Origin of the sequence: Aquabacterium sp. (assembly GCF_034003525.1) — a bacterium.
Classification (GTDB): Bacteria; Pseudomonadota; Gammaproteobacteria; order Burkholderiales; family Burkholderiaceae_C; genus Aquabacterium.
The window spans coordinates 74,541-89,353 of sequence record NZ_JAVEYN010000002.1 but is presented as its reverse complement, the minus strand read 5'-3'; the positions used below and the strand labels follow the sequence as shown (position 1 = coordinate 89,353).

The 14,813-nt window shown below is 67.4% G+C and carries 12 protein-coding genes; 2 read left to right on the top strand and 10 right to left on the bottom strand.

Translation table 11 applies throughout. The annotated features are described in order from the left end of the window. The first annotated feature begins 169 nt into the window (after positions 1-169). Positions 170-460 carry a co-chaperone GroES gene (locus RBT42_RS01870; RefSeq protein WP_320362064.1) on the top strand — a complete coding sequence of 97 codons (291 nt, stop codon included), beginning with the start codon at positions 170-172 and terminating at the stop codon, positions 458-460. A 49-nt stretch (positions 461-509) separates the two neighbouring features. Beyond that, a complete protein-coding gene (gene groL, locus RBT42_RS01865) occupies positions 510-2,162 on the top strand; it encodes a chaperonin GroEL (RefSeq protein WP_320362062.1) in 1,653 nt (550 codons plus the stop codon). Between the two features lie 141 nt (positions 2,163-2,303). On the opposite strand, the gene RBT42_RS01860 is transcribed toward groL, so the two are convergent. The 10 genes from RBT42_RS01860 to RBT42_RS01815 all read right to left on the bottom strand — a co-directional run bounded on the left by RBT42_RS01860 (position 2,304) and on the right by RBT42_RS01815 (position 14,752). Next, positions 2,304-2,996: an SDR family oxidoreductase gene (locus RBT42_RS01860; protein ID WP_320362061.1), complete on the bottom strand. Its 693-nt coding sequence runs from the start codon at positions 2,994-2,996 to the stop codon at positions 2,304-2,306. A gap of 11 nt (positions 2,997-3,007) precedes the next feature. Next, the gene (locus RBT42_RS01855; protein ID WP_320362060.1) at positions 3,008-4,231 is read right to left on the bottom strand and encodes an MFS transporter; all 1,224 of its coding nucleotides are present in this window, start codon (positions 4,229-4,231) and stop codon (positions 3,008-3,010) included. Between the two features lie 2 nt (positions 4,232-4,233). After that, positions 4,234-7,689, bottom strand: a complete 3,456-nt coding sequence (locus tag RBT42_RS01850; protein ID WP_320362059.1) for a pyruvate carboxylase — start codon at positions 7,687-7,689, stop codon at positions 4,234-4,236. Positions 7,690-7,830: 141 nt separating this feature from the next. Further along, entirely contained in the window at positions 7,831-8,157 is a 327-nt protein-coding gene (locus tag RBT42_RS01845) for a hypothetical protein (RefSeq protein ID WP_320362057.1), read from the bottom strand. 6 nt (positions 8,158-8,163) lie between these two features. Beyond that, positions 8,164-9,111 (bottom strand): LysR substrate-binding domain-containing protein, encoded by a 948-nt coding sequence (locus RBT42_RS01840; RefSeq protein WP_320362056.1) that lies wholly within the window; start codon positions 9,109-9,111, stop codon positions 8,164-8,166. Positions 9,112-9,172: 61 nt separating this feature from the next. Further along, complete coding sequence (locus tag RBT42_RS01835) at positions 9,173-10,045, bottom strand: CoA ester lyase (protein ID WP_320362054.1); 873 nt, start codon at positions 10,043-10,045, stop codon at positions 9,173-9,175. Then, on the bottom strand, positions 10,042-11,430 hold the full coding sequence (locus RBT42_RS01830; RefSeq protein WP_320362052.1) for an MmgE/PrpD family protein: 1,389 nt from the start codon (positions 11,428-11,430) through the stop codon (positions 10,042-10,044). Before RBT42_RS01830 ends, RBT42_RS01835 begins: the two co-directional genes overlap by 4 nt. Positions 11,431-11,466: 36 nt before the next feature. Next, positions 11,467-12,651 (bottom strand): CaiB/BaiF CoA-transferase family protein, encoded by a 1,185-nt coding sequence (locus RBT42_RS01825; protein ID WP_320362050.1) that lies wholly within the window; start codon positions 12,649-12,651, stop codon positions 11,467-11,469. Positions 12,652-12,668: 17 nt separating this feature from the next. Continuing rightward, the gene (locus RBT42_RS01820) at positions 12,669-13,829 is read right to left on the bottom strand and encodes an acyl-CoA dehydrogenase family protein (protein ID WP_320362049.1); all 1,161 of its coding nucleotides are present in this window, start codon (positions 13,827-13,829) and stop codon (positions 12,669-12,671) included. A 44-nt stretch (positions 13,830-13,873) separates the two neighbouring features. Continuing rightward, positions 13,874-14,752: a MaoC family dehydratase N-terminal domain-containing protein gene (locus RBT42_RS01815; protein ID WP_320362048.1), complete on the bottom strand. Its 879-nt coding sequence runs from the start codon at positions 14,750-14,752 to the stop codon at positions 13,874-13,876. Between the last annotated feature and the right edge of the window lie 61 nt (positions 14,753-14,813).

The window sequence follows — 14,813 nt, the reverse complement described above, 5'->3', positions numbered from 1 at the left end:
CCTCTTGAAATGTCTCGGAGCGTCCCTATAATCTGTTAGCACTCCACTGATGTGAGTGCTAACGGTCGGGTTGCCTCGGTGACCCGACCCCACATTTGTACCGCTGATGTGAGCATTCACTCACATCGCATCCATTGTCAAACCGATGTCTCAACAGACAGGAGAAGTCATGAAACTGCGTCCTCTGCACGATCGCGTGATCGTCAAGCGCTTGGAACAAGAAACCAAGACCGCCCTGGGCATCATCATCCCCGACAACGCCGCCGAGAAGCCTGATCAAGGCGAAGTGCTGGCCGTGGGTCCTGGCAAGCGCAATGACAAGGGCGAATTCGTTGCCCTGAACGTGGCTGTGGGCGATCGCGTCCTGTTCGGCAAGTACTCGGGCCAGACCGTCAAGGTCGACGGCGAAGAGCTGCTGGTCATGCGCGAAGAAGACCTGTTTGCCGTCGTGACGAAGTAATCGTCCACCTCAGGCACTACCCCTATCTACTGAATTCGGAGAAATACACATGGCAGCAAAAGACGTCATCTTTGGCGGCGAAGCACGTGCTCGCATGGTCGAAGGCGTGAACATCCTGGCCAACGCCGTGAAGGTCACCCTGGGTCCCAAGGGCCGCAACGTGGTGCTCGAGCGCTCCTTCGGCGCCCCCACCGTGACCAAGGACGGTGTGTCCGTGGCCAAGGAAGTCGAACTGAAGGACAAGCTCCAGAACATGGGCGCCCAGATGGTCAAGGAAGTGGCTTCCAAGACCTCTGACAACGCTGGCGACGGCACCACCACCGCCACCGTGCTGGCTCAAGCCATCGTGCGCGAAGGCATGAAGTACGTGGCCGCTGGCATGAACCCGATGGACCTGAAGCGCGGCATCGACAAGGCGGTTGCAGCCCTGATCGCCGAGCTGAAGAAGCAATCCAAGGCCACCACCACCACCAAGGAAATCGCTCAGGTTGGCACCATCTCCGCCAACTCGGACGCTGACGTCGGCGAAATCATCGCCAACGCCATGGACAAGGTCGGCAAGGAAGGCGTCATCACCGTTGAAGACGGCAAGAGCCTGAACAACGAGCTGGAAGTCGTCGAAGGCATGCAGTTCGACCGCGGCTACCTGTCGCCCTACTTCATCAACAACCCCGAGAAGCAAGCCGCGCTGCTGGACAACCCCTTCGTCCTGCTGTACGACAAGAAGATCTCGAACATCCGCGACCTGCTGCCCACCCTGGAGCAAGTGGCCAAGGCCAGCCGTCCGCTGCTGATCATCGCCGAAGACGTCGACGGTGAAGCCCTGGCGACCCTGGTGGTCAACACCATCCGTGGCATCCTGAAGGTCGTGGCCGTCAAGGCGCCTGGCTTCGGCGACCGTCGCAAGGCCATGCTGGAAGACATCGCCATCCTGACCGGCGGCAAGGTCATCGCCGAAGAAGTCGGCATGGCACTCGACAAGGTCACCCTGGCTGACCTGGGCCAAGCCAAGCGCATCGAAGTGGGCAAGGAAAACACCACCATCATCGACGGTGCTGGTGAAGCTGCCGACATCGAAGCCCGCGTCAAGCAAATCCGCATCCAGATCGAAGAAGCCACCAGCGACTACGATCGTGAAAAGATGCAAGAGCGCGTGGCCAAGCTGGCTGGCGGTGTCGCCGTGATCAAGGTGGGCGCTGCCACCGAAGTCGAAATGAAGGAAAAGAAGGCCCGCGTTGAAGACGCCCTGCACGCGACCCGTGCCGCCGTCGAAGAAGGCGTGGTCGCCGGTGGTGGCGTGGCCCTGCTGCGTGCCAAGCAAGCCGTGGGCGCCCTCAAGGGTGACAACCACGACCAGGATGCCGGCATCAAGCTGGTCCTGAAGGCCATCGAAGCCCCGCTGCGCGAAATCGTGTCCAACGCCGGTGGCGAACCCTCCGTGGTCGTCAACGCTGTGCTGGCCGGTTCGGGTAACTACGGCTTCAACGCTGCCAACGACACCTACGGCGACATGATCGAAATGGGCATCCTGGATCCCACGAAGGTCACCCGCACGGCTCTGCAGAACGCCGCTTCCGTGGCTTCGTTGATGCTGACCACCGAGTGCATGATCTCCGAGGCTCCGAAGGATGAAGCCGCCGGTGGCATGCCCGACATGGGTGGCATGGGCGGTATGGGTGGCATGGGCGGCATGGGCATGTAATGCCCTGGGGTGCGGTTCGCCGCACCCGTCGCCTGGCAAACCTTGCCAGACAAGAAAAAGGCCGCTGGATTCAGCGGCCTTTTTTCATGCGCCCGGCGGGATGTGAAGCCTGTCGGCCGTTGCCCAGGCAGCTCACCGCGTTCACCAGGGCAGGCGTTGGCCCTGGTGATCGAAGAAGTCGCAGCCCGTGGTGCCGGCGGCTTGCTCGATGACGCGCACCAAGCCGCTCACGCTCTCTTCGACACTGAGGGTGGCGTTGGGGCCGCCCATGTCGGTGCGGACCCATCCGGGGTGCAGGGCCAGCAGGTGGATGTCCAGCGCGTCACCCTGTTCGGTGGCCCACTTGCGGATCAGGCTGTTGAGCGCGGCCTTGCTGGCGCCATACAAGCCCAACTCTGGCGACAGCCCCAGTTCGACGCTGCCCAGGATGGAGCTGGTGAAAGCCAGCACGCCGCCACGGGGGACGAGCGGGCGCAGCGTTTGCGCGAGGCGCAGCGGCGCAACGGCGTTGGTGAGGAACACGTCGGTGATGTCTGCCGGGGCGAGATGCGAGGCGGCTTGGTCTTCGGGGCCGGAGACGCTGGCGTTCAGGATGACCCGCTCAAGGGTCTTGTGCGAGAGCGCCCGCACGATGATGGTGCCAGCGTTCGGGTCGTTGAGGTCACACGCGATGGTGTGCAAGTGCGTGGGGTATTGGGTCTGCAGGGCGTTCAGACCGGTGGCTGCCTGGGGGTGGCGGGCAATGGCGGTGACGTGGTCGCCGCGGGCGAGGTAGGCCTGGGTGAGGCCCAGACCGATGCCGCGCGAGGCGCCGGCGATGAGGACATGGGACATGTGGACTCCGTTCAGCTCACGTTGTGTGAAGGCGGGGTGGCAGCGGGCACGCGGCCCTGAACGCCGCGCGAGACCGCGAAGCCGGTCACGCAGAGCAAGGCAGCGATGGCACTGAACGACGTCAGCAGGCCGCCTTGATCGACGAAGAGGCCGACCACCAGCACGCCCAGGGCCTGGCCCAGGAAGAGGCTGCAGGCGAAGAGGGTCATGCCGGTGCCGCGCGCTTCAGGGGCCATCTGGGTGGCCTGGGTCTGCAAGGTGCTGTGGAGCATGTAAAAACCCAGGCCCGCGAGACCGCAGCCGCCGATGGCCAAGGCCGCGATGGGAGACCAGGCGATGCCGATGACGCTGGCGGCCAGCAGCAGACCGCCGCCCAGGGCGAGGCCGCGCTCACCCAGAAGCGTGATCCAGCGGCGCGCAAACTGGCTGTAGAGCAGGCCGCCCACGCCATAGAGCACCATGATGGCGGCCGCCGTCGAGATGGAGTAGCCGAACTGGCTGACCAGCCAGGCGGGTGCGAAGGGCAGCCAGCCGTAGGCCAGCGCCCCCTCGATCAAGGCGAAGCCCAGGACCCAGCGCACGCGCGGAATCTGAAAGAGCGCGGTGGTGCGGGCGATGGAGGCGCGGGCGCTGAGCGGCACGGCCGATGCCGCAGAGGTGGCAGGGGCACGGCGCCGCAGCAGGCTGATGGCGGCGATGAGAAAGCCCAGCCCGAGGGAGAGGAAGGCGCTCTGCCATCCCCACATCTCGGAGGCGAAACCGCCGAACCACTGGCCAGCCATCATCCCGAGCACGATGGACCCCAGCAGGCGGGCCAGCGTTTCCTGTCGCTGCTCGTAGGCCACCTGATCGCCCACCCAGGCCAGGGACAAAGGGATGACGGCGGCCGCAGTGGCGCCCATGAGTGCGCGGGCGATCACCAGGGTGGTGAAGTTGGGCGACAGGGCCGTGAGCAGGCAGATGAGGGCGCTGGCCAGGCAGGCCCAGGTGATCACCTTGAGCTTGCCCATCGCGTCGCCCAGAGGGCCGTAGAACAGTTGCAGGACGCCATAGGCGAGGGCGAACGACGAGACCACCCAGGCGGCATCCCCCGTGGAGACCTGGAAGCTGTGCACCAGCGAGGGCAGCATGGCATCGCAGATGCGCAGGGCGGCCATGGCCGAGAAGCCGGCCAGACCCAGTAGCCGGAGCGTGGCGGCGTGGTCGGGGTGTGCGGTGTGGGAGGCAGAGGTCATGGTCAGGCGGCCCACTCCATGAGCAGACCCTTGGCGGGTACGCTGTCCCCTTGTTGGACGCAGAGGCTTTGCACGACGCCGTCGCGCTCGGCCACCACCAGACTTTCCATTTTCATGGCCTCGATGACGGCGAGCACATCCCCCTGGTTGACGCGCTGGCCAGCCTGGACCGCAATGCGGGTGACCGTGCCCGGCATGGGCGCGGCGATGTGGCTGGGGTTGTCGTCGTCGGCGAGGCGATGACGGCGGTGTGGGGTGCCAGCACCGGCCCGCGGGACGCGCACCAGGCGGGGTTGGCCGTTGAGTTCAAAGAAAAGACGGCATTGCCCATCGGGATCCGCCGGGGTGAGGCCCTGGAGTTGCACGTGGAGGATTTTGCCCGGCTCAATGGGCACGGCGATCTCTTCGTGCTCTTGCAGGCCGTAGAAGTAGGTGGGGGTGGGGATGGCGCTGACGTCACCGTACTGTTTCTGGTGGCGCGCGTAGGTGACGAAGACCTGGGGGTACATCAGGTAGGACGCCAGGTCGGTGTCGCTGAGCTTGTGGCCCACGAGCTGTTCCGCATGTTGGCGCTCGGCTTCCAGGTCCACGGGGGGCAGGTGCTCGCCGGGACGGCCGGTCAGTGGCGCCGCGCCCTTGAGGACCTTGGCTTGCAGCGCGGCTGGGAAGCCATCGGCGGGGAAGCCCAGCTCGCCCTTGAACAGCGAGACGACGGACTCGGGGAAGGCGAGGTCCTTGGCGGGATCGAGCACGTCGGCCGGCGTGAGGCCGTTGGCGACCACGAAGAGGGCCATGTCGCCCACGACCTTGGAGGTGGGCGTGACCTTGATGATGTCTCCGAACAGCAGGTTGACCTGGGCATAGGCTTCGGCGATGTCTGGCCAGCGCGAGGACAGGCCCATCGAGCGCGCCTGTTCACGCAGGTTGGTGTACTGGCCGCCGGGCATCTCGTGGCGATACACGTCGGAGGTGCCGCTGCGGATGTCGCTCTCGAAGGGGCTGTAGGCGCGGCGCACGTCTTCCCAGTAGTGGGACAGGTCACGCAGGGCGGCGAGGCTGACCTGGGGCTCACGCGGGGCGCCTTCGAGGGCGGCCACGAGGCTGCCCAGGTTGGGCTGGGAGGTCAGGCCGCTCATGGCGTCGAGCGCGCCGTCGACGACGTCGCAGCCGGCGTCGATGGCGGCCATGACGCTGGCGCCCGCGAGGCCGCTGGTGTCATGGGTGTGGAAGTGGATGGGCAAGCCGGTCTCTTCCTTGAGCGCCTTGACCAGGGCGTAGGCGGCCCGGGGGCGGCAGACGCCGGCCATGTCCTTGATGGCCAGGAGGTGGGCGCCGGCTGCTTTGAGCTCCTTGGCCATGCGCACGTAGTAGCCGAGGTTGTACTTGCTGCGGCGGGTGTCAAGCAGATCGCCGGTGTAGCAGATGGCGGCTTCGCACAGGGCGCCGGTCTCGCGCACCGCGTCGATGGCGACGCGCATGTTGTCGACGGCGTTGAGCGAGTCGAAGACGCGGAAGATGTCCACGCCGCCCTGGGCCGCTTGCTGCACGAAGTAGCGCACCACGTTGTCGGGGTAGTTGGTGTAGCCGACGGCGTTGGAGGCGCGCAGCAGCATCTGCAGCGGGATGTTGGGGGCGGCTTCACGCAGCTGGGCCAGGCGTTGCCAGGGGTCTTCGTGGAGGAAGCGCATGGCGACGTCGAAGGTGGCGCCGCCCCAGCATTCGAGCGAGAAGAGGTGCGGGGTCAGGTGGGCGTAGTGCGGGGCCACCTTGACCATGTCGTGGGTGCGCATGCGCGTGGCCAGCAGGGACTGGTGGGCGTCGCGCATGGTGGTGTCGGTGAGGAGCACCTGGGGCTGTGCCAGCACCCATTGGGCGAAGCCCTCGGGGCCGAGTTCGCGCAGGCGGTCGCGGGTGCCGGCGGGCACCGGCTGACGCAGGTCGCAGTGGGGCAGGGTGGGCTGCGGCAGGGGCAGCGCGGGGAGCGTGCGGCCCTTCATCTCCGGGCGGCCGTTGACGCTGATCTCGCCGAGAAAGCGCAGCAGCTTGGTGGCGCGGTCGCGGCGGGGATGGAAGCGCAGCAGCTCGGGCGTCTGGTCGATGAAGCGGGTGGTGCACTGGCCGTTGCGGAACAGCGGGTGGCCGATGACGTTTTCCAGGAAGGCCAGGTTGGTGGCCACGCCACGGATGCGGAACTCGCGCAGGGCACGGTCCATGCGGGCGGTGGCGTCGTCGGCGGTGGCGCCCCAGGCGGTGACCTTGACGAGGAGGGAGTCGAAGTAGGGCGTGATGACGGCGCCGGAGTAGGCGGTGCCGCTGTCCAGGCGCAGGCCGAAGCCGCCGCTGGAGCGGTAGGTGCTCAGGCGCCCGTAGTCAGGGACGAAGTTGCGCTCGGGGTCTTCAGTGGTAACGCGGCACTGCAGGGCGTGGCCGTTGACGCGGATCTGGCCTTGCGGCGGGACGATGCTGCCAGGGGTGCCGATGGTGGCGCCCTGGGTGATGGCGATCTGGGCTTTGACGAGGTCGATGCCGGTGACCTGTTCGGTGACGGTGTGCTCGACCTGGATGCGCGGGTTGACTTCGATGAAGTAGAAGGCGCCGGTGTCGGCGTCCATCAGGAATTCGACGGTGCCGGCGTGGGTGTAGTGCACGGCGCGGCCGATGCGCAGGGCGGCGTCGCACAGGGCCTGGCGCTGGGCCTCGTCGAGGTAGGGCGCGGGGGCGCGTTCGACGACCTTCTGGTTGCGGCGCTGCACGGAGCAGTCGCGCTCGAACAGGTGCAGCAGGTGGCCGTGGGTGTCGCCGAGGATCTGCACTTCGACGTGGCGGGCACGTTGCACGAGCTTTTCGAGGTAGATCTCGTCGTTGCCGAAGGCGGACAGCGCTTCGCTGCGCGCCACGGGCATCTGGGTGAGCAGGTCTTGCGCGCTTTCGATGACGCGCATGCCGCGGCCGCCGCCACCCCAGCTGGCTTTCAGCATGACAGGGTAGCCGATGCGCTCGGCCGCTGCGAGGGCCTCGTCCGGGTCGCGTGACAACGGTGGGGTGGCGGGCATGACGGGGACGCCAGCGGCCTCGGCCAGGTTGCGGGCGGAGACCTTGTTGCCAAGGGCGCGCATGACGTCGCTGGTGGGGCCGATGAAGGCGATGCCGGCGGCAGTACAGGCGTCGGCGAACTCGGGGTTCTCGGAGAGGAAGCCGTAGCCGGGGTGGATGGCATCGACGCCTGCCGCTTGGGCGACGCGGATGATCTCGGCGATGTCGAGGTAAGCGGCGATGGGCTTTTGGCCGACGCCGATGGGGTAGCTTTCGTCGGCCTTGAAGCGGTGCAGGGCGAAGCGGTCTTCGGTGGCGTAGACGGCGACGGTGCGGATGCCCATCTCGGTGGCGGCGCGCATGACGCGGATGGCGATTTCACCGCGGTTGGCGACCAGAAGGGACTGGATGGGAGCTCGGTTCATGGTGGGACGTCCAGGCTAGGCGGGGGCAATGAGAATCTGGTGAGGGGCGCCAGGTTGAGGGGCGCCACGCCCGCCCGTCGGCGAGGACGGGCAGCGAGCAAGGTGAGGGGCGTTGACAGGCGGATGCGGCGGTCTGCGGGGTCAGTCCGGGACGGGACAGGGCTGGGGCGCGCTGCCCTGGCTGGCGACAAAGGCCCAAGCGAAGCCGACCGAGAGCGTCACGCCGACGACCAGGCCGGCGGCCAGGTGCAAGGCGCTGTCAAACAAGGCGGGGGCGACGAAGCCGCTGAGCAGCGCGAAGATGAGCATCTGCACGAAGTTCTGTACGGAGGCGGCCAGACCGCGCATGGTGGGCAGCAGGCTTTGGGCCGCCACCGACAGCACCGGCATCACCAGGGCCACACCGAAGGTGTAGACAAAGATGGGCAGGACCGCCCAGGGGACGGTGGCGGGGAAGAGGGCGTGCATCGCAGGTCAGGCGCGGAGGCTGAGGTGGGTGGCGACGATGTCGTCGAAGACCGCGCAGACGCGCCGCATCAGGTCTTCACGCTCACGGCCGGGTTGCCAGATGAGGCCCATCTGCAAGGAGATGTTGGGCAACACGAAGGGCAGCTTGGCGAGCAGCTTGAGATCGACGAAGCGGTTGGCCAGGGCGTTGGAGAGCACCCCGACGGCATCGGTGGCGCGCAGGATGCCGATGTTGGTCATGTTGGAGACCGAGTCGATGTGGCGGCGGGGCAGGGTGATGTTGTGCTGCGCGAAGAACTCGTCGATGGCCGCGCGGGTGATGGTGCGAGGTGGGGGCAGCAGCAGCGGGTACTGGGCGACGTCTTCCCAGGTGATGTGGGGGCGATGCAGCAAGGGGTGATCGACGCGCACGACCGAGGTGATGGGATCTTCGTAGAGCGCGCGGGTGGTGAGGTCGGACGCGGTGTTGGAGTGCGAGAGGTTGCCGATGATGAAGTCGAGCTCACCCGAGCGCAGCTTGGGCAGCAGGGTGCTGGTGGTGCCTTCTTCGACGCGGATGGACGCGCCGACGGAGGTGGCCTCGATGCGCTGGATGAACTGCGGCACGAGGAGGGCAGCGGCGGCCGGCAGCACGCCCATCGAGAGCTTGGCCACGCGGCCTTCACGGATGTGCAGCAGCTCGTCGTGCGCCTTGTTCATCTCGTTGAGGATGTCGCGGGCGTGGCTGATGAGGCTGGAGCCACGCACCGTGGGCTCCATGCCGCGGATGGTGCGTTTGAACAGCTCGACGTTCAGCTCGGCTTCGAGCGCGGTGAGCGCCTTGGAGACGGCCGGCTGGCTGACATTGAGGTGCTCCGCAACTTTGCTGACGCTGCGGTGTTCGTCCAGCGCCACCAGCATCTGCAGGTGACGGAACTCGAGTTTGGCGACGAGGTTGCCGTGGGGGAAGGTCATGGGCGTGCGGCCTGGTACTGCTCTGAGGCGACGATCTCAGCAACACGTCGAGTGTAGTGAGTCATGGGGTGGCCTGGGCACGTTGCAAGATCCGTTCCGCCAAGCGAATCACCGGTGCATCGACCATGGCACCGTCCACACGGATGGCGCCACCGCTGGCCTGCTGAACGGCGGTGAGCACGCGCTGGGCCCAGGCGGTCTCCTCCGGGCTGGCGCGGAAGGCGCGGTGCACGGTCTCGATCTGTTTGGGGTGGATGCACATCTTGGCGCCGAAGCCAAAGCGGCGGCTGCGCAGGGTATCGCGCGTGAGGGCCTCGGTGTCGTCGACCGCGGCGGTCACGCCGTCGACCGGGGGCGGCAGCTGATGGCAGCGCGAGGTGGTGAGCAGGGCCCAGCGGGCAGGCGCGAGCTCGGCCTCATCGGGGCCGCAGGCCATGCCGAGGTCGGCTTGCAGATCCAGGTGACCGAGGGCCAGGCGGGCGACCTGCGAGGCCGCAGCGATGGCGTCGAGCTGTGCAAAGCCCTGGGCGCTCTCGATCAGGGGCAGCAGGGCCAGGCCGGGCAGCTGTGTGGCGATGTCGTGCAGCGCCGTGCCGGATTCGGCCTTGGGCAGCATCAGGGCCAGCAGCCCAGGGGCGTGGGAGGCGGATTGCAGATCGCGCAGCAGGGCGAGGTCGGCGGCCCACTCGCTGGTGCCGTGGGGGTTGCTGCGCAGCAGCAGGCGACCGCGGTCATTGGCGCTCAGACCGGACCAGGCGGCCCGCAGGGCCTCTCGCGCACCGGCTTTGCGCTCGGGGGCGACGGCGTCTTCCAGGTCGATGATGACGAGGTCGGCACCGCTGGCCAGGGCCTTGGCGAAGCGCTCAGGGCGGTCACCGGGGACGAACAGGAAGCTGCGCGCCCAGCCGAGGCGTGAGGTGGTGGACGGGCTCATGCGGTGCGCTCCGGCAGCAGGGGGCCCACGGAAGGCCAGGTGGCGATCTGCCACAGGCGGTCGACGGCGGCGGCCATCTCGGACGGATTGGCCCCTTGGCTGAAGGCGGCCAGGCGCAGGGCCTTGGCGGTCAGCTCCTCGCGGCTCAAGGTGTTGCCGGGGTCGCCCTTGGGTTCGTCAACGCGACCGTCGAAGACACGGCCGTCGTGAGTGCGCACCGTGACCTTGCCGATCCAGCGGCGGGGGTAGGCACGGTCGACTTCCTCGTCGAGCACCATGGTGACGCGGTCGCGCAGGGCCTGGGTGACCTCGTCCTGGAAGTGGTGTTCGAACTCGACCAGGCCGGCGTGGCCATACTGCGCCACCAGGGCCAGCACGGTGCCCATCGAGAACTTGCTTTGGTGCACGGTGACCGGTTTGACCACGGGGCCGAGCACGTCGATGGCGCCTTGGTGCACGCGGGTGGTGACCTGGGCCAGATCGTGGTGGCTCAATCCATGCGCCTGCATCACGGCCAGCAGGGCATCGGCTGCCGGGTGGGTGTGACGGCAGGAGGCGTGGTACTTGAACGAGGTCTCGACGGTGGTCCAGCGGGTGACGGGGCCACCGGTGAGGACCTGGTCGAGGCCATCGGTCAGGCGGGCCGGATCGGCGTCGGTGGACATGCCCACGCCCATGCCCTGTGGGCCTTCGAAGATCTCGGCGGCGCCGGTGAAGCCTTGTTGGGCCAAGGCGGCGGACATCAGCCCAGCGGCGGCCGCATGGGCGGTGTGCAACTGCTTGCTGTCGGCGGCCGTGCGTAGGAACTCCCACAGACCGGCCGACTGGGTGCCGGCCGAGCCGAGGGCGTGCTGCATCTGCTTGGCGTCGAGCTTGAGCAGGTGGCCCACCGCGGCGGCCGCGGCCAGGGTGCCGGCGGTGCCGGTGGTGTGGAAGACGCGGTAGTGCGAGCGGCCCAGGAACTCACCGACACGGATGCCCACTTCGTAGCCGGCGACGCAGGCGGTCAGCAGATCACGACCGGAGGCGCCCAGGGCCTGCGCCATGGCCACCGCAGCGGGGAAGACGACCGTGGCCGGATGGAAGACCGAGCCGTTGTGCACGTCGTCCTGCTCGGCCACGTGCGAGGCGGCCGCGTTGGCCATGGCGGCCAGGTAGGGGCTGGTGCTGGCTCGGGTGGTGATCACTTCAGCGGGACCGCTGGCCGGTCCCATCATCTGGGCGAACTGGGTGATGGTGGCCACGGGACGGGAGCCATGGCCAGCCACGGCCGAGCCGAACCAGTCGATCAGCAGGTCCTCGATCTTGTGGACGACGCTGGCGGGCAGGTCGTCAAAGCGGAGTTGGGCGGCAAAGGTGGCCAGGGTGGCGCTGGGGGTGCTCATCGCAGAGGGATCCTCGATGGGGTCGGATGGGGTCAATCAGATGGCGGAGGCTTCGCGCAGGCGAGCGACGGTGGCGTCGTCGCGTCCCAGGCTGCGCAAGATGGCGTCGGTGTGCTCGCCCAGGCGGGGCACGGCGTCCATGCGGTAATCGAAGCCGCTGTGACGGCCGGGCGGCAGCAGCGCGGGGATGGTGCCGGCGGGCGAGCCCACTTCGGTCCAGCGCTCGCGGGCCTTCAGCTGCGGGTGCGCCCACAGACCGGCCATGTCGTTCATCTGGGCGTTGGCGATCTGGGCTTCGTCCAGGCGGGCCAGCACCTGCTCGGCCGTCATGCTGGCGAAGGTGTCGAGGATGATGGTGCGCAGGGCCTGGCGGTTCTGGTTGCGGCGCGCGTTGGCGTCGAAGCGCGGGTCGCTGGCCAGCGTGGGGTTCTTCAGCACGGTGGCACAGAAGGCCTTCCACTCGCGCTCGTTTTGCAGGCCCAGCATCACCACCTTGCCATCGCCGGCTTCGAACGGGCCGTAGGGGTAGATGGTGGCGTGGGCCGCGGCGGCGCGGGCCGGGGGCGTGGCACCTTCGAAGGCGTAGTACATGGGGTAGCCCATCCACTCGCCCAGGGCTTCGAGCATGGACACGTCGATGTGGCTGCCCGTTCCGGTGCGCTGGCGCTGCAGGAGCGCGGCCAGGATGCTGGTGTAGGCGTACATGCCGGCGGCGATGTCGGCAATCGAGTTGCCGGCCTTGCAGGGCTCATCCGGGGTGCCGGTGACCGACAGGAAGCCGGCTTCGCTCTGGATCAGCAGGTCGTAAGCCTTCTTGTCGCGGTAGGGGCCGTCTTCGCCGTAACCGGTGATGTCGCAGCAGATGAGCTGGGGATGGCTCTCCTTGAGCGCTTCATAGCCCAGACCCATGCGGGCGGCGGCCCCGGGGGCGAGGTTCTGCACCAGCACGTCGGCATCGCGCAGCAGGTCTTTCAGGACCGCCAGGGCTTCCGGGTTCTTCAGGTCCAGCGTGAGGCTTTCCTTGGAGCGGTTGACCCACACGAAGTGCGAGGCCTCGCCGCGCACGCGCTGGTCATAGGCCCGGGCGAAGTCGCCCACGCCAGGGCGCTCGACCTTGATGACCCGCGCGCCCAGGTCGGCGAGCTGGCGTGTGCAGAACGGCGCCGCGATGGCGTGCTCCAGGGAGATGACGGTGATGCCGTCCAACGGTCGGGTGCTCATGGCGGGACTCCGTGCGATCAGAAGGAGCGGGGCAGGCCCAGGATGTGCTCGGCCACGTAGGACAGGATCAGGTTGGTCGAGATGGGGGCCACCTGATACAGACGGGTCTCGCGGAACTTGCGCTCGATGTCGTACTCGCAGGCGAAGCCGAAACCACCGTGGTACTGCAGGCAGACGTTGGCCGCTTCCCAGCTGGCCTTGGCGGCCAGGTACTTGGCCATGTTGGCTTGCGGACCGCAGGCCTCGTGGGCGTCGAAGCGACGGCAGGCTTCGTAGCGCATCAGGTTGGCCGCCTCGATCTCGATGTAGGACTCGGCGATCGGGAACTGCACACCCTGGTTCTGTCCGATGGCGCGGCCGAAGACCTCGCGGTCTTTGGCGTAGCGGCTGACGCGGTCGATGAACCAGTAGCCATCGCCGATGCACTCGGCGGCGATCAGGGTGCGCTCGGCGTTGAGGCCATCGAGGATGTACTTGAAGCCCTGGCCCTCTTCACCGATCAGGTTCTCGGCCGGGATCTCGAGGTTTTCGAAGAACAGCTCGTTGGTCTCGTGGTTGACCATGTTGGGGATGGGGCGCACGGTGAGGCCGGACTTCTCGGCTTCACGCAGGTCTACCATGAAGATGGACATGCCTTCGGACTTGCGCTTGACCTCGCTGAGCGGGGTGGTGCGGGCCAGCAGGATCATCCAGTCGGAGTGCTGCACGCGCGAGATCCACACCTTCTGGCCGTTGATGACGTAGCGGTCGCCACGCTTGACGGCGGTGGTCTTGATCTTGGTGGTGTCGGTGCCGGTGGTGGGCTCGGTCACGCCCATCGACTGCAGGCGCCATTCGCCGCTGGCGATCTTGGGCAGGTAGAACTGCTTCTGGGCTTCGGAGCCATGGCGCAGCAGGGTGCCCATGTTGTACATCTGGCCGTGGCAGGCGCCGGAATTGCCGCCGCTGCGGTTGATCTCTTCCATGATGACCGACGCTTCGGTCAGACCCAGGCCGGAGCCGCCGTATTCCTGCGGGATCATGGCCGCCAGCCAGCCGGCTTCGGTCAGGGCGTTGACGAAAGCTTCGGGGTAGGTGCGTTGCTCGTCGATCTGGCGATGGTATTCGTCAGGGAACTGGGCACACAGGTCGCGGACGGCTTCGCGGATGTCGGGGAAGGTTTGGTCAGCAGGAGACATGGTGAGGTCGGATCGAAAGAGGTCAGGGGGATGTGGCGGAGAGCTCAGGCCAGTTCGGCGTGGGCCTGCATGGTCAGCCAGCCCTCGTGGTCATGGGCCCAGAGCTGGACCTGACGGCCGTCGGCCGAGGGGCGGCCACAGACGGTGAAGGCGTGGATGTCGAAGAGGGGGCGAACGGCCTTGAACTGGAAGCTCAACACCTGAGCCTGCGGGGCGTGGCGCCGCACCAGATCGAGCAGCAAGGTGGCGATCAGCGGGCCGTGCACGACCAGACCGGGGTAGCCTTCGACGCCGGTGGCGTAGGGGCGGTCGTAGTGGATGCGGTGGCCGTTGAAGGTGAGGGCCGAGTAGCGGAAGAGCAGGGCTTCGTCGGCGCGGATGTCGCGTTGCCAGGGGGCATCGCGCTCCGCTGCGCTGGGCGCGGGCGTGGGGTCACCAGGCTGGGCCGCGGCGCGGTAGACCAGGTCCTGGCTTTCGGTGATGGCCAGGCCACGGGCGTTGTGCACCTCGTGCACCACCTGCACGAACACCAGGTCGCCGGTGCGGCCTGACTTGTGGGTGACCGAGGCGATGCGTGACTGCTTTTGCACGGCGTCACCCACCTGCACCGGGTTGGCACGCTCCCAGCGCACCTGGCTGCCCGCCCACATGCGGCGGGGCAGGGGCACAGGGGGCAGGAAGCCGCCAGTACGGGCGTGGCCATCGGAGCCGACCTCGCTTTGCAGGTGCTGGGGCAGGAAATACAGCCAGTGGCTCAGGGGCGGCAGCGGTGTGCCTGCGGCCACAGTGGCGTCGGCATGGTCGAGCGTGGCGTGCCAGCGGCGCAGGGCCGAAGCCTGCACGTCGTCGGTAAGTAGCTCGGTCTTGCCCAGCCAGGTCTGCAGGTGCGTGAGGGTGGCCGGGTCCAGCGTGCGGTCGTTCATGGCGTGATGACAGGAAAGGATGGGGCCATCATGCAAGCCCCGTCCTGCGTGCACAATCACG